The 25,479-nt window shown below is 72.5% G+C and carries 19 protein-coding genes; 10 read left to right on the forward strand and 9 right to left on the reverse strand.

Annotated elements, in window-relative coordinates; all coding sequences use genetic code 11:
- Window positions 1–74 precede the first annotated feature (74 nt).
- On the forward strand, window positions 75–1,580 hold the full coding sequence (locus BX283_RS34625; RefSeq protein WP_101391347.1) for an alpha/beta hydrolase: 1,506 nt from the start codon (window positions 75–77) through the stop codon (window positions 1,578–1,580).
- Between the two features lie 64 nt (window positions 1,581–1,644).
- Here the strand turns inward: BX283_RS34625 and BX283_RS34630 are convergent, their stop codons facing one another.
- Window positions 1,645–2,649 (reverse strand): helix-turn-helix domain-containing protein, encoded by a 1,005-nt coding sequence (locus tag BX283_RS34630; protein ID WP_101391348.1) that lies wholly within the window; start codon window positions 2,647–2,649, stop codon window positions 1,645–1,647.
- A gap of 52 nt (window positions 2,650–2,701) precedes the next feature.
- Here BX283_RS34630 and BX283_RS34635 point away from each other — a divergent pair, with 52 nt between their 5' ends.
- The 3 genes from BX283_RS34635 (at window position 2,702) to BX283_RS34645 (ending at window position 6,317) form a co-directional block, all read left to right on the forward strand.
- Entirely contained in the window at window positions 2,702–3,091 is a 390-nt protein-coding gene (locus BX283_RS34635; protein ID WP_101391349.1) for a cupin domain-containing protein, read from the forward strand.
- 195 nt (window positions 3,092–3,286) lie between these two features.
- The gene (locus BX283_RS34640; RefSeq protein WP_257584069.1) at window positions 3,287–5,089 is read left to right on the forward strand and encodes a S8 family serine peptidase; all 1,803 of its coding nucleotides are present in this window, start codon (window positions 3,287–3,289) and stop codon (window positions 5,087–5,089) included.
- A 418-nt stretch (window positions 5,090–5,507) separates the two neighbouring features.
- Window positions 5,508–6,317 (forward strand): endonuclease/exonuclease/phosphatase family protein, encoded by an 810-nt coding sequence (locus BX283_RS34645; RefSeq protein WP_218976539.1) that lies wholly within the window; start codon window positions 5,508–5,510, stop codon window positions 6,315–6,317.
- 3 nt (window positions 6,318–6,320) lie between these two features.
- Here the strand turns inward: BX283_RS34645 and BX283_RS34650 are convergent, their stop codons facing one another.
- A complete protein-coding gene (locus BX283_RS34650) occupies window positions 6,321–7,205 on the reverse strand; it encodes a RimK family alpha-L-glutamate ligase (RefSeq protein WP_101391350.1) in 885 nt (294 codons plus the stop codon).
- A 93-nt stretch (window positions 7,206–7,298) separates the two neighbouring features.
- Between BX283_RS34650 and BX283_RS34655 the strand changes: the two genes are divergently transcribed.
- Together BX283_RS34655 and BX283_RS34660 are read left to right on the forward strand one after the other, a co-directional pair.
- Complete coding sequence (locus tag BX283_RS34655; protein WP_101391351.1) at window positions 7,299–9,296, forward strand: glycoside hydrolase; 1,998 nt, start codon at window positions 7,299–7,301, stop codon at window positions 9,294–9,296.
- A gap of 185 nt (window positions 9,297–9,481) precedes the next feature.
- Window positions 9,482–10,372, forward strand: coding sequence for a polysaccharide deacetylase family protein (locus BX283_RS34660; RefSeq protein ID WP_101391352.1), 891 nt, complete (start codon window positions 9,482–9,484; stop codon window positions 10,370–10,372).
- Here the strand turns inward: BX283_RS34660 and BX283_RS40875 are convergent.
- Together BX283_RS40875 and BX283_RS34665 are read right to left on the reverse strand one after the other, a co-directional pair.
- Window positions 10,326–10,487: a hypothetical protein gene (locus BX283_RS40875; RefSeq protein ID WP_180357342.1), complete on the reverse strand. Its 162-nt coding sequence runs from the start codon at window positions 10,485–10,487 to the stop codon at window positions 10,326–10,328. The genes BX283_RS34660 and BX283_RS40875 overlap by 47 nt on opposite strands.
- A gap of 83 nt (window positions 10,488–10,570) precedes the next feature.
- Window positions 10,571–12,766, reverse strand: a complete 2,196-nt coding sequence (locus tag BX283_RS34665; RefSeq protein WP_101391353.1) for a hypothetical protein — start codon at window positions 12,764–12,766, stop codon at window positions 10,571–10,573.
- A gap of 241 nt (window positions 12,767–13,007) precedes the next feature.
- Between BX283_RS34665 and BX283_RS34670 the strand changes: the two genes are divergently transcribed.
- Window positions 13,008–13,925 (forward strand): MurR/RpiR family transcriptional regulator, encoded by a 918-nt coding sequence (locus BX283_RS34670; protein WP_101391354.1) that lies wholly within the window; start codon window positions 13,008–13,010, stop codon window positions 13,923–13,925.
- A 326-nt stretch (window positions 13,926–14,251) separates the two neighbouring features.
- Window positions 14,252–14,641, forward strand: coding sequence for a hypothetical protein (locus tag BX283_RS34675; RefSeq protein WP_101391355.1), 390 nt, complete (start codon window positions 14,252–14,254; stop codon window positions 14,639–14,641).
- Between the two features lie 37 nt (window positions 14,642–14,678).
- Here the strand turns inward: BX283_RS34675 and BX283_RS34680 are convergent, their stop codons facing one another.
- Window positions 14,679–16,133 carry a YfcC family protein gene (locus BX283_RS34680; protein ID WP_257584437.1) on the reverse strand — a complete coding sequence of 485 codons (1,455 nt, stop codon included), beginning with the start codon at window positions 16,131–16,133 and terminating at the stop codon, window positions 14,679–14,681.
- A 221-nt stretch (window positions 16,134–16,354) separates the two neighbouring features.
- Window positions 16,355–17,728, reverse strand: a complete 1,374-nt coding sequence (locus BX283_RS34685; protein ID WP_101391356.1) for a M20/M25/M40 family metallo-hydrolase — start codon at window positions 17,726–17,728, stop codon at window positions 16,355–16,357.
- 175 nt (window positions 17,729–17,903) lie between these two features.
- Between BX283_RS34685 and BX283_RS34690 the strand changes: the two genes are divergently transcribed.
- Window positions 17,904–18,170, forward strand: coding sequence for a hypothetical protein (locus BX283_RS34690; protein ID WP_101391357.1), 267 nt, complete (start codon window positions 17,904–17,906; stop codon window positions 18,168–18,170).
- 18 nt (window positions 18,171–18,188) lie between these two features.
- Here BX283_RS34690 and BX283_RS34695 read toward each other — a convergent pair whose 3' ends face one another.
- Entirely contained in the window at window positions 18,189–19,187 is a 999-nt protein-coding gene (locus tag BX283_RS34695; protein WP_257584070.1) for a LacI family DNA-binding transcriptional regulator, read from the reverse strand.
- 341 nt (window positions 19,188–19,528) lie between these two features.
- Here BX283_RS34695 and BX283_RS34700 point away from each other — a divergent pair, with 341 nt between their 5' ends.
- Window positions 19,529–22,684: a GH92 family glycosyl hydrolase gene (locus BX283_RS34700; protein WP_218976540.1), complete on the forward strand. Its 3,156-nt coding sequence runs from the start codon at window positions 19,529–19,531 to the stop codon at window positions 22,682–22,684.
- Here the strand turns inward: BX283_RS34700 and BX283_RS34705 are convergent.
- Both BX283_RS34705 and BX283_RS34710 read right to left on the reverse strand, forming a co-directional pair.
- On the reverse strand, window positions 22,672–24,234 hold the full coding sequence (locus tag BX283_RS34705) for an alpha/beta hydrolase (RefSeq protein ID WP_101391358.1): 1,563 nt from the start codon (window positions 24,232–24,234) through the stop codon (window positions 22,672–22,674). The two genes, BX283_RS34700 and BX283_RS34705, sit on opposite strands and share 13 nt — an antisense overlap.
- A 55-nt stretch (window positions 24,235–24,289) precedes the next feature.
- A complete protein-coding gene (locus BX283_RS34710) occupies window positions 24,290–25,342 on the reverse strand; it encodes an SIS domain-containing protein (protein WP_101391359.1) in 1,053 nt (350 codons plus the stop codon).
- Between the last annotated feature and the right edge of the window lie 137 nt (window positions 25,343–25,479).

The following is a 25,479-nucleotide window of genomic DNA, read 5'->3' on the forward strand; positions in this document are numbered from 1 at the left end:
CCGGGGGCTGGCCCCACCCCGGTCGTCGTGCCTGCCGGATGGGATCGCGCACACCGCTCAACCACCCTTGTCCCATGACGACTTACCGCCGCAGAGGCCTCGCGATCGCCCTCTCCCTCGCGGCCGCCACCACCGCCCTGACCGCCACCGCCGTCCCGGCGGCCCAGGCCCGCTCCGGCGGCGCCGGGGCGCCCGTGCTCGACTGGAAGCCGTGTGCCGACGACGCGACCGGGCGGGAGTGCGCCCAGCTGCCCGTGCCGCGCGACTACGCCGATCCGCACGGCCCGAGCCTCACCGTCGCCGTCTCCCGGCTGCGCGGCGACCACCCGGACAGGCGGCGCGGAGCGCTCCTGGTGATCCCCGGCGGGCCGGGCGGGTCGGGGGTGCGGGAGGTGGCCGAGCGGGGGGCCGCGCTCCGCAAGGAGACCGGCGGCGCCTACGACATCGTCGGGCTCGACCCGCGCGGCGTGGGCGGCAGCACCACGGCGAGCTGTGAACTCTCCGACGACGACCGGATGATGGTGAGTCTGAGGTCGTGGCCCGGCGCCGGCGGCGACATCAGCGAGAACGTCGCCAGGTCCCGCCGCATCGCCCAGGCCTGCCACCGCAACGGCGGCGCGGACCTACGCAGCTTCACCTCCCGCAACGAGGCCCGCGACATCGACCGCTTCCGCCAGGCACTGGGCGAGCGCAAGCTGTCGGCGTACGGCGTCTCGTACGGGACCTATGTGGGAGCGGTGTACGCGCAGATGTTCCCGCAGCGCACCGACCGCTGGGTGCTCGACAGCAACGGCGACCCCGACCCGGCGCGCGTCGAGCGCGGCTGGCTGGCGAACATGTCACCGGCGGCCGACATCCGCTTCCCGGACTTCGCGGCCTGGGCCTCCGACCCGGCCCGGGACGCCCAGGGGTTGCGGCTGGCCGAAAGCACCGATGAGGTAAGGCCGTTGGTCATCGGCCTGGCGGCGAAGCTGGACGCGGAGCCGAGGAAGACGGCCAAGGACGGTGTCCTGCTCACCGGCAACCAGCTGCGCCAGGCGCTCCAGATGGCCCTCTACTCGGACGCCTCCTTCCCGATGCTCGCGCGGCTCGTCAAGGCGGCCCAGGACCCGGCGGCGACCCCCGTCCTGCCCGCCCCGCTCGCCGGGCCCCTGAGCGACCAGGAGGCCGCGGTCGTGGTGGCGGTGCTCTGCAACGACGTGAGCTGGCCGAAGTCCGTGCGCTCGTACGAGCGGGCCGTCGCGGCCGACCGGATCCGCCACCCGCTCACGGCGGGCAGCCCCGTCAATGTGCTGCCCTGCGCCTTCTCCAAGGACGCGCCGGCCGAGAAGCCGGTCCGGATCACCGATGAGGGGCCGTCCAACATCCTGATGATCCAGGGCCTGCGGGACCCCGCGACGCCGTACTTCGGCGCTCTGAAGATGCGTGAGGCGTGGGGCGACCGGGCCCGCATGGTCACGGTGAACCGCGGCGGCCACGGGATGTACCTGGACAACGGCAACGCGTGCGGCGACCGTGCGGTCACCACGTTCCTCACCACGGGAGTGCGCCCCGAGCGGGACACGTACTGCGCGAGCTGAGCTCCTACCCGGCCGCCGCCCCTCCGAGCGGCGCGCCTCCCCGGCACGGCCGCCCCCCTCGCGGTCAGCGCGGCGCGAGTGTCGGTTCCGGGCCGAAGCGGCGCCGGTACGCGGAGGGGCTCAGGCCCGTCTCGCGGCGCAGCCGGGCGCGCAGGTTGGCGGCGGTGCCCAGGCCGCTGAGCCGGGCCACCGCGTCGAGCCGCTGTTCGCCGCGTTCGATGAGCCGGCGGGCGAGGGTGACCCGTTCGCCGGTGAGCCAGGCCAGGGGGGTCGTGCCGAGCTGGACGCGGAAGCGGCGGTGCAGGGTGGCGGGGCTGACGGCCGCGCGGGTGGCGATGTCGGCCACGGTGAGGGGCTCGCCGAGCCGCTCCTGGGCCCAGGCGAGCACCGGCGCCAGCGACTCGTCCGGGGCGTCGGGCACGGGCCGCTCCACGAACTGCCGCTGCCCGCCGTCCCGGTGGGCGGCGAAGACCAGCCGTCGGCTCACCGAGTTGGCCACCTCGGCACCGTGGTCGCGGCGGACCAGGTGCAGCCCCAGATCGAGGGCGGCGGCGCTCCCGGCGGAGGTCAGGATGTCGCCGTCGTCCACGAACAGCACGTCCGACCGCAGCTCCACCTCGGGGAAGCGGGCCCGGAACGAGTCGGCCCACTGCCAGTGCGCGGTGGCCCGGCGCCCGTCGAGCACCCCGGCCTCGGCCAGGGTGAAGGCACCGCTGCACATCCCCACCAGCCGTGCGCCGCGCGCGTGGGCCCGGCGGACGGCGTCGAGGAGCGCGGGGCGCCGGGGCACCTCGGTGTCCGGCCGGTTGGGCACGATCAGGGTGTCCGCGGTGTCGGCCGCTGCCAGCCCGGCCACACCCGTGAGCGTGAAGAAACCGTCCCGCATCAGGGTGTGCGGCTCGGGGGCGCACAGCGTGAAGTCGTAGAGGTCACGGCCGAGTTCGGGCCTGCGCAGCCCGAACACCTCGGTGACACAGCCCAGCTCGAAGGGGTTGGAGTTCTCGTCGACGATCACGACGACCCGGTGGACGCGAGAGGCGCGGGGCCCCTGCGAGGAATCTTGCGGCATATGCGATTTCTAGCACTCGCGGGGGCCGGGCACCACGGCCGAGGATGAGGTCATGAGCAACGACCCCATCGCCCTGAGCCAGGCCCTGGCCTCCTTCGACGCCCTGTGGAGCCCCCGCATCGTCACCCGCGTCAACGACTACGACGTACGCGTCGCCAAGGTCGAGGGCGAGCACGTGTGGCACGTCCACGACCACACCGACGAGTTCTTCCTGGTGCTCGACGGGGAGTTGGACATCGCCCTGCGGGAGTCGGGCGGCGAGCGGACCGTGACCCTGGCCACCGGCTCGGTGTTCACCGTGCCGCGCGGAACCGAGCACAAACCGTCCTCGGCGTCCGGTGCCTCGATCCTCCTGTTCGAGCCCACCGGGACCCTCACGGTGGGCGACCGCCACGACGATGTGCCCGGCCACGTCGACGCCACGACCGGGCACGCGCTCTGAGCGTTTGCCGAGCTCACCGGGGGGTGTGTGTCGGCGACGACCATGTTTCCGGCACGTTTCGGCCGCACCGCCGGAACACCCGTACCGCGAAAGGTACTTCCCTCCCCGGGTGATCATCTGACATCTTGCGTCCACCACTCGTTTCGTACGACCCGGTAGGTGCCACCCGTACCCGCCGGGTCATCGGAGGACGCATTGATACCCCCCATATCCAGACGCCCCCGACGTTTCCTGGTCGGGGCCGCCGCCCTCGGAGCCGCGCTGACCTTCGCGGCTCCCGCCCTCGCGAGCACCCAGCCCGTCGCTCCGGCCAAGCCCGCCGCCCCGGCCCACGCGGCCGCGAAGGCACCGGCCCGGAGCGCGGCCTGGGTCGCCGGCACCCGCGCCTACCTGGTCATCACCGCTCCCGGTGACACCTCGGCGGTGCGCTCGGCCGTCACCGCCAACGGCGGCACGGTCTTCTCGTCCTTCGACGCGATCGGCGTCGTCGTCGCCCACTCCGCCTCCGGCACCTTCGCCGCCACCATGCGGGGTGTGAGCGGAGTCCAGCAGGTCGGCGCCACCCGCACCTCGGACGTCCCGGCCGACGCGTACAACCCGGCGCTGCCCGCCAACCCCGCGCAGTCCACCACTCCGACCGGTGAGCCGGTCCGCTGGGACATGAGCCAGATCAAGGCCGACCAGGCCTGGGCCGTCTCCACCGGATCCGCCTCGGTGAAGGTGGGCATCCTCGACACGGGCGTGGACGACCAGCACCAGGACCTCGCGGCCAACTTCGACGCCGCCGACTCGGTCTCCTGCGCCTACGGCAAGCCGGACACCCGCGCCGGTGCCTGGCGGGACGTGGACAGCCACGGCACGCACGTCGCGGGCACGATCGCCGCCGCCAAGAACGGCAAGGGCGTCGTCGGCGTCGCACCGGGCGTCAAGATCGCCTCGGTCCGGCTGGCCGAGCCGACCTCCACGCTCTTCTACGCCGAGAACACCGTCTGCGGTCTGGTGTGGGCCGGTGACCACGGCTTCAAGGTCACCAACAACAGCTACTACACCGACCCGTGGCAGTTCAACTGCCCGGACAACGCCGACCAGGCCGCCATCATCGAGGGCGTCCGCCGCGCCCAGGAGTACGCCGAGGGCAAGGGCTCCCTCCAGGTCGCCGCCGCGGGCAACTCCGACTACGACCTGGCGAACAAGACGACCGACACCGAGAGCCCCAACGACTCGACGCCGACCAGCCGCCGCATCACCAACGCCTGCCTCGACATCCCGACCGAGCTGCCGGGCGTCGTCACCGTCTCGGCGATGGGCAGCGGCAACGTGAAGGCGTCCTACTCCAACTTCGGCGACGGCGTCATCGACGTCGCGGCCCCGGGCGGCGACGGCTCCAACGGCGTCTACTCCACCCTGCCCGGCGGCAAGTACGGCACCAAGAGCGGTACGTCGATGGCCTCGCCGCACGTCGTGGGCGTGGCCGCGCTCCTGGCGAGCGCCAACCCCGGCATCACCCCGGCGCAGCTGCGCGACAAGCTGGCCGTCCAGGCCAACGACGTCGCCTGCCCGTCGGACAGCCGGTGCACCGGCACCACCGCCAAGAACGCGTTCTTCGGCGAGGGCCAGGTGGACGCGCTCAAGGCGGTCGGCGCCACCGTCCCGACGGGCAAGTACTTCGAGAACACGGCCGATGTCGCCATCGGCGACAACACCACCGTGGAGAGCCCGCTGGCGGTCTCCGGTGTGAGCGGCAACGCGCCGGCCGCGCTCAAGGTGGGGGTGAACATCGTGCACACCTACATCGGTGACCTGAAGGTCGACCTCGTCGCCCCCGACGGCACCGTGTACACCCTGCACAACCACACCGGCGGCAGCGCGGACGACATCCACCAGACGTACACCGTCGACGCCTCGGCGCGGGTGGCCAACGGCACCTGGAAGCTGCGTGTGAACGACAACGCGGCCGGTGACACCGGCCGCATCGACAGCTGGAACCTCACCTTCTGAGGCCTCTGAAGCCTCTGAACCGAGAAGGACCGGGCGTCCGCACCCCACCGGGGGGCGGGCGCCCGAGCGTTTTACGAGGTCGGCTCGCAGCGGAAGGAAGCCGGGCCCGGCCCCGCGCCCTGCGGCGAGCCGCGCGTATGCCCTCGAAGCGGGAGCGCACCCCAGGGGACGAATTTCCATCCAATCGGATGATTTTTGTCAACGTTGCTCGGTAAGTGGGGAGTTACACAGCAAGGCCCCCAAGCCCGCCCCCCGGTTCCCGTCCATGTCCACGTCGCCCGACAGCCCGAAGCAGCACCCGAGCCGTCAGGGCGCGTCGGCATGTCCCGAGTTGTGCGCGACCCCGTCCGACGACATCCGTAAACCCTCGTAAACCTCCGTGAACCTTCCCAGAAGACAGAGGTGTTCAGTGATCCGTGTGTGCGCCAGGTCCGCACTGGCTCTCGTCCTCACGCTCCTCCCGATGGCCGCCGCGTCGACGTCCTCGGCGGCGGCCGCGCCGCAGACCCTGACCGTGCTGACCTACAACATCCACCACGGCGCGGGCGCCGACGACGACCTCGCCCTCGATCGCGTGGCCCGCGTCGTGAAGGACAGCGGCGCCGACGTCATCGGCCTCCAGGAGGTCGACCGGCACTACGACACCCGCAGCGACTTCGTGGACCAGGCGGCCTGGCTCGCCCAGCGCCTCGGCATGCACGTGGTCTACGGGGCCAACCTCAGCCTCGACCCGCCCCGGCCCGGGGCGCCCCGGCGCCAGTACGGGACCGCGATCCTGTCGCGCTTCCCGGTCGTCGAGGCCCACAACACCCGGCTGCCCCGCCCGCGCGAAGGGGAGCAACGCGGCCTGCTGGAGGCGGACATCAACGTGGACGGCACGGCGGTGCGGGTCCTGACCACCCACCTGGAGCACACCTCGCAGACCGAGCGGCTCGCCCAGGCCGAGGCGATCAACGGCGTCATCGAGGACTCCAGCCGTCCCACCGTGCTGGTCGGCGACCTCAACGCCACACCGGGCACCCGTGAGGTCGGCGTACTGACCAGGCACCTCGGCGACGCGTGGCGCGCGGCCGGCGAGGGCGCCGGATACACCTTCGACGCCCGCAGCCCGCACAAGCGCATCGACTACGTCCTCACCTCGTCGGGCATCGCCGCCCGGCAGGCGGAGGTCATCGACAGCGAAGCCTCCGACCACCTGCCGGTGAGCGTCGACATCACCCTGCCTTAGGCGCTAACCCACGGCCGCCACGGCAGAGACGAACCGCTCAAGTGCGCGCGGATCGCTCTGAAGAAACAGGTTCGGCTCGATGAGCTCCAGCTCCATCACCACCGGTGCCCTGCTGTCGTCCAGCGCGAGGTCCACCCGCGCGAACAGCAGGGCGTCCGGCGCCGGAACCGCCGCGAGCGCGTCCAGCGCGGTACGGATCTCCGCCCCGGTCGGCTCGTGGGGAACCAGGCCGGGGTGCGCGTCCCGGAAGTTGTCGATCACATTGGGTTCGGTCAGCACGGGCTGTTTGCGGATGGCGTGACTGAACGTCAGTCCGTCCCGGGCGGCGAGGAAGACCAGCGCGCGCTCGCCCTCCTCCACCAGCGGGAGATACGGCTGGACCATCGCGCTGCGGCCCTGGTCGAGCAGCATCCGGGCGTGGCGTGCGGCATCCGCGTGTCGGCCGGGCTCGTACCGCGCGGTGTCCCGGGCGCCGGCGGACACCGAAGGCTTGACCACCGCGCCGGTGGGCAGATCGAAGTCCGCCTCCTCGCACCGCCCGCCCGGGTCGATGACCCGCGTCGGTACGACGGAGACACCGCGCCCGGCGAGTTCCGGCAGATAACGTTTGTCGCTGTTCCAGCGCACCACCGGCAGCGGATTCCACAGCCGGGTGGCGCGCCCCGCCTTGTCGGCCCACGCGAGGAACTCGTCGAGGCGTCCCGAGTAGTCCCAGGTCGAACGGATCACCGCCCGGTCGAATCCGCCCCACTCCACGCCGTCCGCGTCCCAGGCCACCGCCTCGGCGGCCAGGCCGTCGGCACGCAGCGCGTCGACGACCAGCGGGAGGTCCACGTCGTACGCGAGCCCGGCGGCGCTCGTCACGACCGCGACCTTGGCAGCACCCATGGACACTCCTGGTTGTCTCACACGTCGGACCGGAGCTCCATGGTGGACCGGAGCTCTTAGAACCCTCTTATGGTGCACGACTATTCACGACCCATGAGATCAATCTTCTCGACCCGCAGCCAGTCCCGGGGCCGCGCCGCCGCCCACGGGCTCGCCGTCGGCCTCGCCCTCGCCGCGCTCGCCGGATGCACCACGGCGGCCGGCGCCGAGGCGTCAGCCGCCCGTGCCGGGGACGGCGAGGTCACCGTTCCCGTCCGGGGCGGCACCGCCGTCATCGACACCGGCTCCCTCGCCGTACGGGCGCGCCCGGCGTCCGGGGGAGAGCTGGAGCTGTCCGCCCCGGCCGCGACCGACCTCGGCCGGCCGGGCCCGGTCACCGAGATCCACGGGGGAGCCCGCTGGACGTACCCCGCGAAGGATCTGACGGTCACGGCCGTCGCCGAGCACGGGCGGCTGCGCGTGAGCATGGCCGCGGGGCGGGACGGCGAGGTGCGGTGGCCGGTCACCGGCACCGACGCGTCCGCCTCCGACCTCCAGCTCCCGCGCGGCGAGGGCCTGAACATCCCCGTGCGCGACGCGTTCTGGAGCGCGCCCGAGCGCGGACTGACCGGCGAGCCGATGGACCTGGGCTCCGGCGCCCTCACCATGCCGATGTGGGGCTATACGTACGGCAAGCGCGGCGCGAGCTATCTCGTGCCCACCGACATCGGCACCTCGTTGGTGTTCGCCTCCGACCGGGGCGCTCTGCGCGGCACGGCCACCCACACCTTCGACGGCGGCGACGACACGCGCGCGTACACCGTCACCTTCGCCCTCACCGACGGCGATCCGGTCGCCCCCGCCGTCGACTACCGCGACTGGCTCTTTGAGCACGGCCGCCTCGGCAGCCTCCGCGACAAGATCAGGGCCAACCCGGCCGACCGCAAGCTGCTCGGTGCCTTCCACGCCTATCTGTGGGGCGACGCGCGGACACCGCAGGGCATGGCGGAGCTGCGCAAGCTGGGCGTGAGCCGGATGTGGCTCGGCTACGACGCCGGAACCGACCCGATGAGCGCCCAGGCCGTCGGTGCCGCCAAGAAGAACGGCTATCTCGTCGGCCCGTACGACTCGTTCGCCAACGGGCAGGACGCCGCCACCGCCGACTCGCCGAGCTCGGCCTGGCCCGACCGCGTCTACCCCGACTACTGCGTGATCGACGCGAAGGGCAAGCCGGAGACCGGATTCGGCAACCGGGGCTGCTACCTCAGCTCGCAGGCGTTCGAGCAGGCCGAGCCCACCAGGCACTACCTCGCCGAACGCACCCGCCACATGGTGGCCAACGGCGCCGACAGCTACTTCCTCGACGTCGACGCGGCCGGGGACCTCTTCCGGGACCACAGCCCCCGGCACAAGATGACCAAGGCCCAGGACCGGGCCCACCGCCTGGCCCGGATGAAGCGCCTCCAGGACGGCGGGCTCGTCCTCGGCTCCGAGTCGGCCGGAGGCTGGGCCAACCAGGTCGTCGCCTTCGACCACGGGTCGGCCACCCCCGTCGGCGGCGGTCTGTGGGCGCTCCAGCGCAACAAGGAGGTGTGGGGCGGATACGCCCCCGAGAAGGCGCCGAAGACCTTCTTCAAGCCGGTCGACCTGCCCGCCGACCTCGCCCGGGAGATGTACGACCCCAAGTACCGCGTCCCGCTGTACGAGACCGCCCTGCACGGCTCACTGGTCAACGTCGAGCGCTGGGAGCTGTCCTTCGGCAAACTCCCGCAGCAGAAGGGGACCCGCGCGCTCCTCGCGATGCTCTACAACGTCCCGCTGAACTACGTCCTGGACGGGCCGACCCTGAAGCAGGACGGTCCCGAACTGGCCGCCCTCCAGAAGTACTTCGCCCCGCTCCACGAGAAGGCGGGCACCGAGCGGCTGACGTCCTTCCGCTGGCTGACCGCCGACCGCGCCGTGCAGCGTACGGTCTTCGGCGACGGCGTACTGAGCGTCACCGCCAACTTCGGCACCACCGCGTCGCACGGTGTGCCCGCCGGATGCGTCAGCGCGAAGCTCAAGGGCGACCGGCAGCCGAGGCTCCTCTGCCCGGGGAAGGCGGTCCGCTGATCCCCTGGCCTGCCCCTTGACGGGCCAGTCGCGGCTCGATCCACGGTGTGCCGTCACCCGCGCGCGATGACGGCCGCCGTGGCCGAGCCGTCCTCCGGCGGGACGCCTTGACCTTCTCACCGGTGTGAGGGTTGGAGCATGGCAGCACGTTGCCGCACCAAGTAGCAGACACGAGGTGAGAGTTGATGGACAACCGGCTCTATGACTACAGCCCGATCGTCGACCGCGAGCCGATCAGCTGGCCGGGCGGGGCCAGGGTCGCCTTCTACGTGGGGCTCAACGTCGAGCACTACGAGGTCGACCGCCCTTCGACCAGCACCTTCGAGGGCACCGCGGGCCTCAAGCCGGACCCGCTGAACTACGGCTGGCGCGACTACGGGCCCCGGGTCGGCATCTGGCGCGTCATCGAGAGCCTCGACCGGCACCGGATACGGGCGAGCGTGCTGCTCAACTCCGACGTGGGCGCGCGCTACCCGCAGATCGTCGAAGCGGGCCTGGCCCGGGACTGGACCTGGCTCGCCCACGGCAGGAACAACTCCATCTTCCAGGCCGACATGAGCGTCGAGGAGGAGCGCGCCTATCTGACCGAGGTGATCGACACCATCGAGAAGGACACCGGACGGCGGCCGCGCGGCTGGATGGGACCGGCGCTCACCGAGACCTTCCGCACGCCCGAGCTGCTCGCCGAGCTCGGCCTCGACTATGTGCTGGACTGGACGAACGACGACCAGCCGTACCGCCTGAACGTGCCCGGCATGCTGAGCGTGCCGTACTCCGTCGAGCTCAACGACATCGGCCTGTTCGTCAGCAAGGGCCTGACCGGGCCCGACTTCGTCCAGATCGTCAAGGACCAGCTGGACCAGCTCCACGAGGACGCGGCGGACAGCGGCCGGGTGATGGCGCTGGCCCTGCACCCCTTCGTCATCGGCCAGCCGTTCCGCCTCAAGTACCTGGACCAGGCCCTGGAGTACGTGGTCAACCACCCCGGGGTGTGGGTGACGACCAGCGACGAGATCGCCGACCGCTACGTCAGCGGAAGTAGCCCGGAGCGGGCAGGTTCGGACGGAACGGCATGATCACCCGCTCCAGGTTCCGCTGGATCTGTTCGGCCTCCCGGCGCACGTCGCCAGGGACGTCACCCCGTTCCCGTATGAGCTGGGCGTAGATCGGTACGTCACTGTCGCTGTTCACCGCGCGCTGTCCCTCCTGGCCGCCGGCGCGTCCCGCCGGCGGCACGATTTTAGGCGGTGCGGGAGGGCGGTCGCGCACGCCGGTCAGTCGGTGGCCGCGATCGCGCTCGCCGTGGTGCCCAGCGGGACCCACTCGGAGCCGCGCCCGGTCCACCGCGAGACGGCCGGACCGTCGGCGGCTATCCGGTACACCGAGTTGCCGGTGACGGCGAGGGCGGCGCCCGCCGCGCCGATGGGGGTCCACGAGCCCGGAACACCGCCGTACTTGAGGATCTGCCCGCTCACCGCGTCGGTGGCGAACAGCCCCGCACCGCCGGCGTGCAGCTTGACGGCTGCGCCGCCGATCCGCCGCCAGCCGCTGCCCCTGCCGTTGGCCTGCCAGATCTCCTTGCCGTCGGGGGAGAGGCGGGCCACGTAGTCGGGGCCCACGGCGAAGTCGGCGCCGGGGCCGCCCGCGTCGACCCAGGTGTCGCCGTAACCGGAGTAGCGGAACAGGGCGCCGGTGTCCGGGCTCGCGGCGAAGAGGCCCGCGCCCCCCGCGTACAGCCGGGCGGCGGGCCCGCCGATGCGCACCCACTCACCTCCCACACCGGTCCAGCGCACGACGGCGTCACGGTGTTCGGTGATCGCGTAGAGGCCGTCCCCGGCGGTGACGAACTGCTCGCCGGGGAACCCGATCTGGGACCAGGACCGGGACGGCTCGTCGTACTTGGAGATGCGCCCGTCGCCGGGGTTGGTCGCGAAGAGCCCCGCCGCGCCCGCGTAGATCTGGTCGGCCGCCGGGCCGATCACCTTCCAGGAACGGTCCTCGGTGGTCCACCGCAGGACGTTCCTGCGGTCCTGCGAGATGACGTACGCGGTGCCGGACGCCCGCTCGGACGGCGGATTCGGCGGCGGTACGAGCGAGGGGAGCGGGGGAGCCGGGGCCCGGCCGGAGGGCGTGGGCGCCGACCGGCTGCCTGGGGCGCGGGTCGAGCGCTGCGACGGCGAGGGCGAGGGCGACGCCGAGAGAAGCGAGGCGGACGCCGACGGGCTCGGCGCGGCGGGCCCGGTGCCGGACGGCAGGGGCACGGATCCGGGGGCCTGCCGGACCGCCGTACCCGGCGCGGACGCGGTGTGGTGCCGGCCGAGGAGGACCCCGGTCAAGGTGGCCGCGGCGAGCAGGGCCAGGACGGTGACGGTCCCCAGCACGGCGAGCGTTCTTCTGCCGCGCTGCCCGGGTCGTGGGTCCCGGACGGCCGGGAGGGCGGCGCGGGGCGCGGGAGCCCTTGAGGCGGGTACGACGGACTTGTCCAGCCGCTCCAGGACCACGCCCTCGACGACGTACGGGCGGAAGGAGGCGGGTGCGACCGGCCCTGGCAGAGCGGCGGACGGAAGCCGCCGTACCTGCTTCCACAACCACCGGGCGTCGGACCGCTGTTGCTTCAGGGTGTTCCCGATGCGTACCAACTCGACGGAGAGCGTGGCGTCTGCGACGGGCGGAATCCGGTGGCGGGCGGCCGGTGGGGCGGACCCCGGAGGCTCGGCGTCCGGTGAGGTGCCCGCGGGCACGGGTCCGGCATCGGGCAGGGGGCGGTCATGGAGGACCGTGCCCGCCTCCACCAACTCCTCGTTCTCCGGCCGGAATTCGACTGGCCGGTCGCTCCCCGCCTCTCTCTGGGCCTCGGCATCCGCGACTGCCCGTCGGGCCGCCGCCTGTACGGACCGGGCGGCCGCCAACTGGTCGACGGCCTGGTCCAGTCGCAGCCGCACCTGCTCGGCCGCAGCGGATTCCGCTTCCTCGGGCGGTGTGTCCGCGGACCGCCCTTCCGAGGGCGCCGAGGAGGTGCCCGGCCGCAGGGCGTCCGCGCCCGCGGACCCGGCCCCGCCGTTCTCCACCCGCTCCCTGAGCAGGGTCACCATCGCCAGCAGGTTCTCCACCAGCCTGCCCGACTCGGCGAGGTCGGCGCGGGACTGACGCAGTGCCTCCTCCACGCTCGGCACCGGCCGGGCCGCCGCCTCGGCCGTGAGCGCCAGATCGTGCAGCCGTCGGGCCTCGGTGAGCAGCCCCTGGAGCCGGGGGGTGCGGATCTGGTCCTTGAGTACGGTGTTCAGCCGCCCGAGGGCGATGATCCGGGCGCCGGAGCGGTATTCGCTCCAGGCCGTCTTGCCACCGCCGTACCGCTGCGCGAGCTCGCGCACCGTCAGGCCGCGGGTCACCTCGCACAGCAGGCGCGCGAGTTCGTTGGCGGCTTCCGTTCTGCCCTTCGGGGCACCCTGCGGACGTCCTGCTCTGGCCATGCCTCCCCCTGTTCCACGAACCGGCCACCCGGCCCGTGTGTTGGCCGTCGCGCGTGCGGCCCCCGGCCGCATCCCCCGCGCGAGCGCGGCACAGGGAACACCTTCCGGCTTGGCACGTCCAGCACAAGAAGCCACCGCTGTCTCAAACAGATGCCTGCCGCCACCGGCTGGAACGGGCGCCGGGCCGCCACGGCGGTGAGCTATGTTTTGAACACACATGGCATGAGAAGGAGGCCCGCCGGTGTCATCGGGGCAGAAGGCGCGCGCCCAGGCGGCCGCGATCACGCCGAGCGGGCAGGCGTCGGACCACGAGCGCCCCGCGGCGGACCGCGTGCGCGCCCTCTTCGACGGCCACCGCCTCTCCCCGGGGCAGCGGCGCATCGCGCAGTATCTGATCGACCACCTCACCGAGGCCGTGTTCCTGTCGATCACCGAGCTCGCGGAGCGGGCCGGGGTGAGCCAGCCGTCCGTCACCCGCTTCGCCGTGTCCCTCGGCTACAGCGGCTATCCCGCCCTGCGCGACGTGCTCCAGCCGATCGCCCTGAGCGCGGTCGCGGGCTCGCCCGAGACCCGCGAGGAGATCCGGCACAACGAGCTGCAGGCGGCGGTGGACGCCGAGATCGAGAACCTGGAGAACGTGCGCAGGCTGGTGGCCAACACCAACCAGGTCCTGGAGATCGGCCGCGAGCTGGCCCACTCGGTTCCGCTGACCATCCTCGGACTGCGGATCTCGGTGTCCCTCGCGGAGTACTTCGCGTACGCGGCCCGGCGCATCCACCCCGATGTGCGGCTGGTGACGCGCGGCGGCAGCGTCGCCTACGACGCGCTGCTCCAGTCCCGCTCGGCGGGCGGCACCTGGGTGCTGGCGTTCGCCATGCCCCGGCACGCCAAGGAGACCCTGGCCGCGCTGCGGGCCGCCCGCAGCGCGGGGCTGCGCATCGCGCTGATCACGGACACCACGCTGGGGCCGCTGGTCGACGAGGCCGATGTGGCGTTCACCGCGGGCACCGGGTCGCGGCTGGTGTTCGACTCGTACGCGGCACCGAGCATGCTTGCCGCGGCCCTGCTCCAGGCGATGGCGGACGCTGATCCGGAGCGCACACAGGCGCGGCTCGAGGAGTACGAGCAGGCCGCCGACCAGCACGGTTTCTTCCTCTAGGACCCGATTCGCCCGCCCGGCTCCCCGGGATCTTCACACCTTTCGGGTGCATGAATTTTTTCATACCCTTGTTTACTCAACGGTATATATGTTTACTGAGGCGGTGGCGATCCCCTGATCCCCCAGATGCCAAGGAAGGCGACCCCACGCCTTCTCAGAGCGAACAGCCGACGTGACGCCCCCCTCCTCGCGTCAGGCCGGTTGTTCGATTCGAGGCTTTCGGATCCGGGCGGACGCCCACGGGCGGCCTCGGCTAACCCCTAGGCCGGGGCCGCCCCCTCCTCCCACCTCTCGATCAGAGTTCGACAACTTCGGAAGCGACGAGAATGCCCCACACGGCCCCCGCCATCGCGCTCAGCCCGGACTGGCCCTGTCAGGTCAAGGAACCCGGGACGCGTGACTGGGAACGCACGGCCACCCGCTGGCTGCGCGACCTGCTGCCGGCCCGCTACGCCGGCTACTCACCGCTGACCCGCCACCACGTCATCCTCGCCCGGCACGCGCAGCTCCAGCTCCAGCACGAGATGCGCGCGGTCCGGGTGGCCCTCCAGACCAGCCGGGCCGAGCTGCCCACGCTGGGCGTGGCGGAGGCGGTCATCGAGAACACCATCCGGATGTACGCGATGGAGCTGGACCAGCTCGGCCGCCTCGCCCGAGGGGTGCGTCTGGTGACGGACGCGCTGATGGGCGACCACCCGGGCCACCGGCGGCCGTAGGCCGCGCCACCAGGCCGCGCCACCAGGGCCGAAGCCCTCACGTCAGCGCCGCCCCCAGCGCCACGAATCCGCAGATCAGCACGAACAGGATGACCAGCAGGGGCCAGACGAAGCGCAGATACCTGTCGTAGCCGACCTTGGCGAGCGCGACGCCACCGATCGTCACGGCCGTCGTCGGCACCCACAGGTTCATCCAGCCGCTCGCCGACTGCCAGGCGGTGACGACCACCGCGCGCGAGACGCCCGCGAAGTCCGCCAGCGGGGCGAGGATCGGCATGGCGAGGGTCGCGTGCCCCGAGGTCGACGGGATCAGGAAGGCCAGCGGCAGGTTCACCACGAAGACGATGATGGCGAAGAGCCCCGACGAGGTGCCCTTCACCACGCCCTCGATGGAGTGCAGGACCGTGTCCGTGATCCTGGAGTTGTTCATGATCACGGTGACACCGCGGGCCAGCATGATGACGAGCGCGGGGGAGATGAAGTCCCCCGCGCCCTGGATGATCGTCGAGCTGGTCTTCTGCTCGCCGAGCCGGGCCACCAGGCCGACGAGCACCGCCGCGCACAGGAAGAGCGCCGCCAACTGCGGGAACGACCAGCCCAGTTCGAAGGAGTACGGGGTGGCGTCGGCCTTGCCCGTGAGCGCGCTCGACCACGGCACCACCGAGAAGATCATGAAGGCGAAGACCAGTCCGAGCACGACGAGCACGGCCTTGTGCGTGCCGGTGAGCTGAGGGGCCTCGCCCGCCTCCGTCGCCGTCCGCTCCCGGTCGCCGGGCAGGAAGCCGCTGAGGGACCGCGCGGGAACCTTCTGCACGCGCCGCGCGTAGCGTACGACGTACGCGATGGTCACCGCGGTCAGCACCAGCCACATCGCGAAGCGCAGCGCGATGCCGTCTCCCAGCGAGATGTCGGCGGCGGAGGAGGCGACGCCCGTGGCGAAGGGGTTGACCGTCGAGCACAGCACGCCCACCCCCGCGCCGAGGATGGCCGTGCCGACCGCCACCATCCGGTCGTAGCCGAGCGCGAGCATCATCGGCACGAGCAGCCCATAGAAGCCGAGCGTCTCCTCGGCGAAGCCCTCCACGGTGCCCAGGACCGAGAAGACCACCATCACCCCCGCGATCAGCAGGGCCCCGCGCTCGCGCAGCCGGTGGGCGAGGCGCTCGATGCCCCGGTCCAGGGCGCCGGTGGCGAAGACGACGGTGATGAACGCGCCGATCGCCAGGACGAAGAGGAACACCCCCGCGCTGCCGTAGAGATCACCGGTCAGGCTGGGGCCGACCTCGCCGGAGGAGGTGTCCCGGATGCCGTACAGACCGTTGACCGGCGCCAGGAAGAGGTCGTTGAGGCGGTCGACGAAGCTCTGGCCGGAGGGGACCCGGTGGTAGGTGCCCTGGACGGGCGCGCCCTTGTCGTTGCGGTCGTACTGGCCCGACGGAATGAGGAACGCCAGCAGCCACACGGCGACAGTGACGATCGCGAGGACGGTCAGCGCACTGGGAAACGCGAGCTTCCGCTTCGACGGACCGGGCGGCTCGGTCGAGGCGGTGTCCCCGGGCCCCGGCGGCCCTTCCGGGCCGGCCTCGCCGTGCCGCAGCGGCCCACTCGGCTCACCGGATCCGCCCGGCTCCGTCGGCCCGCCGGGCCGGCCGGGATCGCGAGGCCAGGCGGACCCGTCCGGCTCCACCGGTCCCGCCGCCCCGCCCGCGCCGCTCACGTCCCGGCCCCCGCACGGCCGCGAGCGTCGCCACCGCGGAAGTCCTCGGCGTATTCGCGGACGAAGGCCGACATGGCGATCACGGTGTTGCGCAGTTCGGAGAAGAGGACCCGTTCGTTGGGGGCGTGCAGGTTGCACATGCTGTCCTGGGCCCCGAACAGCAGCACCTCCGCTCCCGGCGCGGCCTTGGCCAGGCCGTTGACCAGCGGGATCGAGCCGCCGGTGGCGACATACGAGGCCTCTTCGCCCCAGGCCTCCTTGAGCGCGGTGAGCGCGGCGCGGTAGGCGGGCCCGCCGGTGGCCGCCTCGTATCCGGGGCCGGTGTCGCCGGGGGTGACGGTCAGCGGGATGCCGAAGGGCCGCAGCGCGCGCAGATGGTCGACCAGCTTGCGCTGGGCCTCGCGCGGGTCCTGGAGCGGGTGGAAGCGCAGGTTCAGCTTGGCCCGGGCATAGGGGACCACCGCGGAAGCCGCGTGCTCGACGGCGGGCGCGTCCAGGCCGATCACCGTGATCGCGGGCCCGCTCCACAGCCGCTCGCCGAGCGATCCGGACCCGATCAGGGGGAGCCCCTCCCGTACGCCGGCGAGGGAGCGGAACTCCTCCTCGGTGTACGTCGTTCCGGTCCAGGGCTCGCGGCGCAGGCCCTCGACGGCCACATCGCCGTGCACGTCGTGCAGGGTGGCCAGGGCCTTGAGCAGGGCGAGCAGCGCGTCGGGCGCCGCGCCGCCGAACTCGCCGCTGTGGCGCGGCTCGTCCAGCGTGCGGACCTCGACCGTCACCTCGGCGGCCCCGCGCAGCCCGGTGGTCAGGGTCGGGGTGCCGGGGCGCAGGTTGCCGAGGTCGGCGATGACCATCGCGTCGCAGGCGAACCGCTCGGGATCGGTGGGCGGATAGGTGTCGAAGGCGCTCCCGTACTCCTCCTGCCCCTCGATCACGATCTTGACGCCGACGGGCGGCCGTCCGTCGTACACCCGCAGCATGCCGAGGTGGGCGATGACGTTGGACTTGTCGTCCGCGATGCCCCGGGCGCGCAGACCGCCTTCGACGGGGGTCGGTTCGAAGGGCGGGGAGAGCCACAGGGCCCGGTCGCCGGGCGGCTGGACGTCGTAGTGGCCGTAGAGCAGGACGGTGGGCGCGTCCGGGGTCGGGGCCGGGATCTGCCCGTAGACCACCGGGGCGGTGTCGGGCAGGTCGAGCCGTTCGACGTGCGGCACTCCGGCGTCGCGCAGCAGCTGCGCCACCACGTCGTGCGCCTGCTGGACGGGTTCGGGCGGAAAGCCCGGGAAGGCGATCGAGGGGATCGCCGCCAGCCGTTCCAGATCGGCGCGGAGCCCGTCCATGAGGCCGTCGACCCGTGTTTCCAGCTCCATCGCACGCCGCCCTGACTGCCGCTGAGCCGCCGTGCCCGGCGCCCGGGCCGACGGATTCGAATGCCATCGGGACACCACGATTCGCGATCGGGCGCACGGCCGCACGCCGGGTGGCGCACCCGGGTCACCTCGGCCGCGTCCGGCGTTGTCAGTGGTGGGTGGCACGCTGGCGGGTATGGACGAGCTGATACGGCGGCGGGTCTACGGAGCCGACCACGACGATCCGGATCCCGGGCCGCGACCGGGGCGTGTCTACCGCGAGCTGGTGGCGGGCCCGCTGGACGGGCTGCTGCTCGACGTCACCGGCTGGACCGACGGGCAGCTGAGCGAAGGCGCCGCGCTCGCCACGGAGATCGGCTCCCACGGCCCGGGCGGCCGCGCCTGGTACGGGCCGCGGCCCGGCGATCCGCGCCACTGGGACTGGGCGGGCGACACACCCTGACCGTGCGAGGCCCGGCCGTCAGGAGTTGCGCTGTCCCGGCCCGCGCACGATCAGCCGGGTCAGCAGCACCACGGACCGGGGCGCCGAGCGGTCGCCGTCGATCCGGGAGAACAGCAGATGGGCGGCGGTGGCGCCGAGCGCGACCGGATCCTGGCTGACCACGCTGAGCGGCGGGCTGAGGCGGTCGGCGAGCGGGAAGTCGTCGAAGCCGACCACCTCGACGCGGTCGGCGGGGCCGAGTGCGCCCATCACCCCCATGGTGATCACGTCGTTGGTGGTGAACAGGGCGGTGGGCGGTTCGGCCAGGGCCCGCAGCGCGGCCAGCGCCGCCGCCGCGTCCGACCGGCTGCGCAGATCGTGCCGTACGAGCGCGGGGTCCTCGGGTATGCCGTGCGCGGCCAGCGCGTCGAGATAGCCGGCGTGGCGCTCGCGCTGGGTCCAGATGCCGAACCGGTCGCCGAGGTAGGCGATCCGGGTGTGCCCCTGGGCGAGCAGATGGCGCACCGCCCGCTCCGCGCCCGCGCGGTTGTCGACGGTGACGGTGTCCACGGCCAGGCCCTTGGCCGGCCGGTCCACGCACACGACGCGCGTGCCGCCCTCCATCGGCTGCTTGAGGAAGCCGTGGCCGCCGATGGTGGGGACCAGGAGGAGGCCGTCGACCTGGCGGGCGGTGAAGGCCGCTATGACCTCGCGTTCGCGGCGCGGCTCGTCGTTGGTGCTGCCGACGAGGACGAGACAGCCGCGCCGGTGCGCCTCGTCCTCCACCGAGCGGGCCATCAGCGCGTAGAACGGGTTGGCCAGATCGTCCACGACGAGCCCGATGGTGGACGTCCCGGGGTTCTTGCGCCGTAGGTTGCGGGCGTTGTCGTTGCGCTGGTAGCCCAACTGCCGTACGGCCTGCTCGACTCGGGCGGCCGTCCCGGGGGAGACCCCGGGCTCGCCCGACACCGCGCGCGACACGGTCATGGGGCTGACCCCGGCGGCGCGGGCCACGTCCTTCATCGTCGGGCGCTTCACGGGCCTCCTCAGCGGCGGATCCCCCTGCGGGGACGGGCACGGCGACGCCTCGATGATTGCAGACGGAGCCGCATGTCAGGCCGGATGAGCGGACCTTGGTGCCGCTGGTGCGGCCTGGGCCTCGGCGCGAGCCCGGCTTGGTAACGTTCCCATCCTCAACTGCCCCCTCCGGGGCTTGTTTACGTCCCACGGTCTTGACGAGTCGTCAGGGACACCTCAACAATCCTGAGTTGATTGGTAACGTTCACACGCGCACTCCGCACCCGCACTCCGAGCATCCCCGTCCCCGAGGCAGCCCGCCGGACGGCGAGCGGGCCTCCGCGAGAAGGTGGTCCCCCCTCGTGCTCCGAACCGTGCACCCCTCCAGATCCCCGCTCCGCGCCCGGTACGCGGGGGCGTTGAGCGCCCTCGCCCTGGCCGCCTCGGGCCTCGTCGGCCTCGGCGCGGCGGCGCCGGCCCACGCGGCGGCGCTGCCGCTGACCCAGTACGTCGATCCGTTCATCGGCACCGACGACAGCAACGCCCCCAACCCCGTGCCGGGCGGCGCCGGGGGCAGCACCTACCCCGGCGCCGTAGTGCCGTTCGGCGGTGTGCAGTTCAGCCCCGACACCCCCACCGCCTCCCCGTCCGGCTACCGTTACAAGGACACCTCCGTCGAGGACTTCAGCCTCACCCACTTCGACGGCGCCGGCTGCGCCAACAACGAGGACCTGCCGCTGCTCCCGGTCACCGGCGCGCTCGGCACCTCACCGGGCGCCAACTGGACCGGCTACGCGTCCGGCTACACCAAGGCGAACGAGGTGGCCAGGCCCGGCTACTACAAGACCCGCCTCGACCGGTACGGAACCGACGTCGAGCTGTCCGCCACCACCCGCACCGGCATGGGCAGGCTGACCTACCCCGCCTCCACAACCTCCCGCCTGCTGGTCGCCACGGGCCGCAGCGCCACCGGCAGCCGCGCCGGAACCGTGCGCGTCAACGGCAACGAGCTGACCGGAAGCGTGACGGCCGGAGGGTTCTGCGGCTCGGCCAAGACGTACCAGATCTACTTCGACATCCGCTTCGACCGGACCCCGACCGGCTTCGGCACCTGGTCCGGCGCCACCGTCACGGACGGCTCCGCGAACGCCTCGGGCACCAACACCGGCGCCTACGTCACCTTCGACACCACCAGTAACACGACGGTCCAGTTCAAGGTGGGCCTGTCGTACGTGAGTGTCGCGGGTGCGCAGGCCAATGTGGCGGCGGAGAACAGCGGCTGGGACTTCGGCGCGGTGCGCACGGCGGCCGACGACTCCTGGAACCAGATGCTCAACCGGGTCCAGGTCTCGGGCGGCAGCACGGCCGAGCGCCAGAAGTTCTACACCTCGCTCTACCACGTCCTGCAGAGCCCCAACGTCTCCAGCGATGTGAACGGCGACTACCGGGGCTTCGACAACGCCGTGCACCAGTCGGCCCGGCCGGTGTACCAGAACTACTCGGGCTGGGACATCTACCGCTCCTGGGCGGCGCTGATAGGGCTGATCGCGCCCACCGAGGCCAGTGACATCGCCAAGTCGATGGTCCTGGACGGACAGCAGGGCGGGCTGCTGCCGAAGTGGTCGCAGCAGACCAACGAGGACCTCGTGATGACGGGCGACCCGGGCCCGATCATCGTCGCCAGCCTGTACGCGTTCGGGGCGCGCGACTTCGACACCAGCGCCGCGCTCGCCCTGATGGAGAAGGCGTCCAACGGCGGCACCACGCAGGGCAGCGCGATCCGCGGACGCCAGTCGACGTACACGAACCTGCACTACCTCGACGACCCCTCCGACTCGCTCGAATACTCCGCGTCCGACTTCGCGGTGGCCCAGTTCGCCAAGGCGCTCGGCAACACCTCCAGCTACAGCACCCACATGAGCCGCGCGCAGTGGTGGCGCAACACCTTCGGCCAGGAGTCGTCGTACGTCCAGCAGCACCGGAGCGACGGCTCCTGGACCTGGCCGCTGGACCCGGCGAGCCAGTCCACCTTCACCGAGGGCAACGCCTCCCAGTACACCTGGATGGTCCCGTACGACTTCGCCGACCTGATCAACGCGATGGGCGGCCGGCAGACCGCCGTGCAGCGCCTCGACCACCACTTCACCGAGGTCAACGCCGGTCAGAGCAGGCCGTACTACTACATCGGCAACGAGCCCGAGCACGGTGTGCCGTGGGCCTACAACTACGCCCGCCACCCGGCCGGCGCCACGGACGCGGTGCGCAAGGTGATGGCCGAGTCGTTCACCACCGGCGCCGGCGGCCTGCCGGGCAACGACGACCTCGGCGCCACCTCCGCCTGGTACGTGTGGGCGGCGCTCGGGATGTATCCGGCGACGCCGGGCGCGGACACGCTCGCGCTGCACGGGCCGCAGTTCCCGTCCGTGCTGATCCAGCGCGCGGCCGGGAACATCACCATCAACACCACCGGCTCCGGACCCTATGTGCAGGGGCTCGGCGTCAACGGCACCGCCACCGGCCACAGCTATCTGCGCTATCCGGACCTCGCGGCCGGCGCCACCCTCACGTACACCATGGGCGCCGCCCCCGGCGCCACCTGGGGCACCGGGGCGTCCGACGTGCCGCCCTCCTTCCAGGACGGCGCCACTCCGGTACCGGCCGCGCCCGAGCTCGGCGCCGACCTGGCCCAGGGCGCGACGGCGACCGGAACGGCCGTGTGCGCGGCGGCCGAATCGCCCGACAAGGCGGTGGACGGCGCGCTGAGGAACAACAGCAAGTGGTGCTCGGCCGCGAGCGGCCCCTCGCTCCAGGTCGACCTCGGGTCCGCCCGGACGGTGTCGTCGTTCGTGGTGAAACACGCCGGTCTCGGCGGTGAGAACACCGGCTGGAACACCGGTGGCTTCCAGATCCAGACCAGCACCGACGGCTCCTCGTGGACCACGGCGGCCACCGTCACCGGCTCGCGCTCCAGCCGGACCTACCACCCCGTCTCCGCCCGCACGGCCCGCTATGTCCGGCTGCTGGTCACCAGCCCGTCCAACACGTCGGGCAGCGCGGCCCGTATCTACGAGCTGGAGGTGTACGGCGGCGGGAGCGGCAACCTCGCCCTCGCGCGGCCGGCGAGCGGTTCGGCGCCGTGCAACGCGTCGGAGACCCCGGACAAGGCGGTCAACGGCAGCGTCAGCGGCGGCAACAGCGACAAGTGGTGCTCGCTCGCCTCCGGCACCAAGGACCTCCAGGTCGACCTGGGCGCCTCCCACCCGCTGAACTCGATCACCGTGCGGCACGCGGGCGCGGGCGGCGAGAGCGCAGCTCTGGACACCAGGGACTTCGACCTGAGCGTCTCCGCCGACGCGGCGACCTGGACCACGGTGGCCCAGGTGCGCGGCAACAGCTCGGACGCGACCACCAACCCGGTCGCCACCTCGGCCCGCTATGTGCGGCTCTCGGTCGTCACGCCCACGCAGAACAGCGACCAGGCGGCCCGGATATACGAGTTGGAGGTCTACGGCACCTGACGTAGGGGCCCGCTCGACGGGACGTCGTCGCGGGCTGCCGGGCACCTGAGGTCGGTGCCCGGCAACCGCCCGTCGGCCAGGTAGGCGTTGACCGCGCCGTTGACGCAGGCGCTGCCGTACGCGAGTCCGTACACGGCGTGCCGGTAGGAGTTCTCGACCGTGATTAGCCGGGAGCTCGGCCACCTGGTGTGCATGGCCAGGGCCTCGGTGTACGGGACGCGCGGATCGCCGGTGGCGTTGACCATGAGCGCCGGGACGTCGTTGTCCACGGCGGTCGGCCGCTCGCGCGGCGCGGGCCAGAACGGGCACGGGGTGATGTCGTTGAGGACCGGGCCGAACAGCGGATGGGCCGCGCGGCTGCGCTCGACGGCCAGCCGGTAGACCTCCGGGTCGCGCGGGCCGGGGGTGTCGGCGCACAGATACGCCGTCTGGGTGCTGCCGTAGGCCGAGTACTGACCGGTGAACAGCCCCGGCAGCATGTCCGCGAGCCCGGGGTCCGGCTCCGCGTGGCCGGTCTCGGCCGCCTGCTTGAGGGTGGCGACCATCACGGCGATGTCCGCGTCGCTGCGCGCCAGGTCGTCGCCGAGGACTCCGTACACGAGCACCGGCAGGAGGTGCGCGTCGATGCGGTACGTCCCGACGGTGAACGGGCGGCGGGCGGCGGCCGTCCGGATGCGGTCCACCGTCGCCAGGACCGCGTCGGCCGTGGCACCCAGGCCGTAGGCGGCGTCGCGCGGCGCGGCCCACCGCGCCCAGTGGCGCAGGGCGTTCTCGTTCACCTCCTCCGTGCCGTACTCGGCCCAGGGGGCGAGGCGGTGCGGCTCGTGCACGCCGTCGAGGACCATCCGGTCGGTGCGGCCCGGGAACATCGCCGTGTACACCTCGCCGAGGTACGTGCCGTAGGAGATCCCCAGATACGAGATCCGCCGCTCGCCGAGCGCCGTGCGCACCAGGTCGAGGTCGCGGGCGGCGTTGCGGGTCGAGGCGTACGGCAGCAGGGCGGCCGCGTTGCGGCGGCACTTGGCGGCCAGGTCGCGCTGGAAGGCCGTCATACGGTCGAAGCCCGCGCGGTCCTCGCCCGCCCCGCGGAAGTACGTGCTGGTGGGCCAGCGGCAGTCGAGGGGGGCGTTGCGGCCCGCGAACCGGGGGTCGACTCCCACCAGGTCGTAGCGGGCCGCGAGGTCGCCCAGCGCGGCCCGGCGCTCCAGCAGGTAGTCGATCACCGGGTCGGCGGGGCCGCCCTCGTTGACCACGAGCGCGCCGATCCGGTGGGCGGTGTCGGTGGCTGGGATACGGGCGATCGCGACGGTGAGGGAGGGGCCGCCGGGGCGGGTGTGGTCGAGCGGGACCTTCACCTCGGCGCACCGGGCGCCCGCCTGGTCCAACTCCTGGCCGGCGGTGTCCTGGGCATCGCGCGCACAGCTGTGCCACGCGGGAGCCGGGCGCGCGGCGGCCGTCGACGGCGGGGCGGCCGTCAGGGCGAGGAGGGCGGTCACGGCCGTGGCCGCCCCCAGCCTGACGCGGGTGTCCTTGCCGCACGCGAGCCTCATGTCACCGAGGGTAGCGGGACGTTTCGCCACTCCGCCGTCGAAAGCGGAAAATCCGTCAGGAGACCGCCACGGGGGCGGCCCGCACGAAGTCCGCGAGGACGATGCCGCCCTCCTTGGTGTCGTCGTTGATGAAGACGATCGACTCGATGGGTACGTTCCGTTCGTCGCTCAGCGCCGCCACCAGCTCCTGCGCCACGACCGTCTCCAGGACGACCCGGGCGCCGGGCGAGCTGTCGGGCAGCCGGACGACGGCGAGGTTCTCCGATGCCTCGACCCGCGCGGTGGTCACCAGCAGGGTCAGATGGCCGGCCGCCGACAGGGACCGGGCGAGCGCGACCTCGCGGCCGCAGCCGAAGACGAGGTGCAGCGTGTTGCCCGCCGACTCCATCTCGCCGTGCAGGTAGTTGCGGGTGACCGAGGCAGAGGCCGGCATCCGGGGCACCTCGCGCAGCAGCAGCGCCGCCTCCTCGGCGGTGCACCGGGAGGCGCCGGAGGCGACGCAGTCGGCGGCGACGCACCGCGCGGCGCGGGTCCGCAGCGAGGCGAAGGCACGGGCCGCCCGCCTCCGCACGGCCTCGGCCTGCTCGGGGACGCCGTCCCAGGCATCCCCGTCGCGGCCCGCGATCACCCCCGCGATCAGGTCGAGGGCGATGACCGTACCGGTGAAGCCGACCGTCGAGGCGCAGGAGTCGGGCTCGTTGCCGAGGTCGACGGTCAGCCCGGCCAGGGTGCCGAGGGAGGACGGGGTGACGTTGAGGACGGCGAGGGTCGGCACGCCGCGCGCCGCCCGGAACGCCGCGATCGTCTCCGAGCTGCGGCCGCTCTGCGACACGCCGACGAGCAGATCGGTCTCGAAGCCGCCGAGCCCTTCCTCGATCTCGCTGGCGAGCACCCGCTGGGCGGGCACCCCGTGGCCGCGCAGTACCTCGACCGGCAGCGCCAGCGCCGCGTACGAGGCGCCGATGCCCGCGAGGAGCGGGCGCCGGACGTCACGCAGCCGCTCGCCCACGGGACCGTCCAACTGCCGCCGCACATGGGCGATCACGCGTTCCAGCGCCTGCGGCTGGCCGGCCTGGCCGTCGAGGAAGGTGATTCGCGTTCCGGACATGAGGAGTCCTTTCGTGCGCCCCCGGCGTGAGCGGGCGGGAGCGCGGGGCGGGGGACAGAAGGCGGACGAACCGGGCAGGCAGGACGGTGAAGGCAGGATCATCCTGCGAAGTGCGGACCGGGTAAATGGCGCCCGGG

It is taken from the genome of Streptomyces sp. TLI_146 (genome assembly GCF_002846415.1).
Lineage (GTDB): Bacteria > Actinomycetota > Actinomycetes > Streptomycetales > Streptomycetaceae > Streptomyces.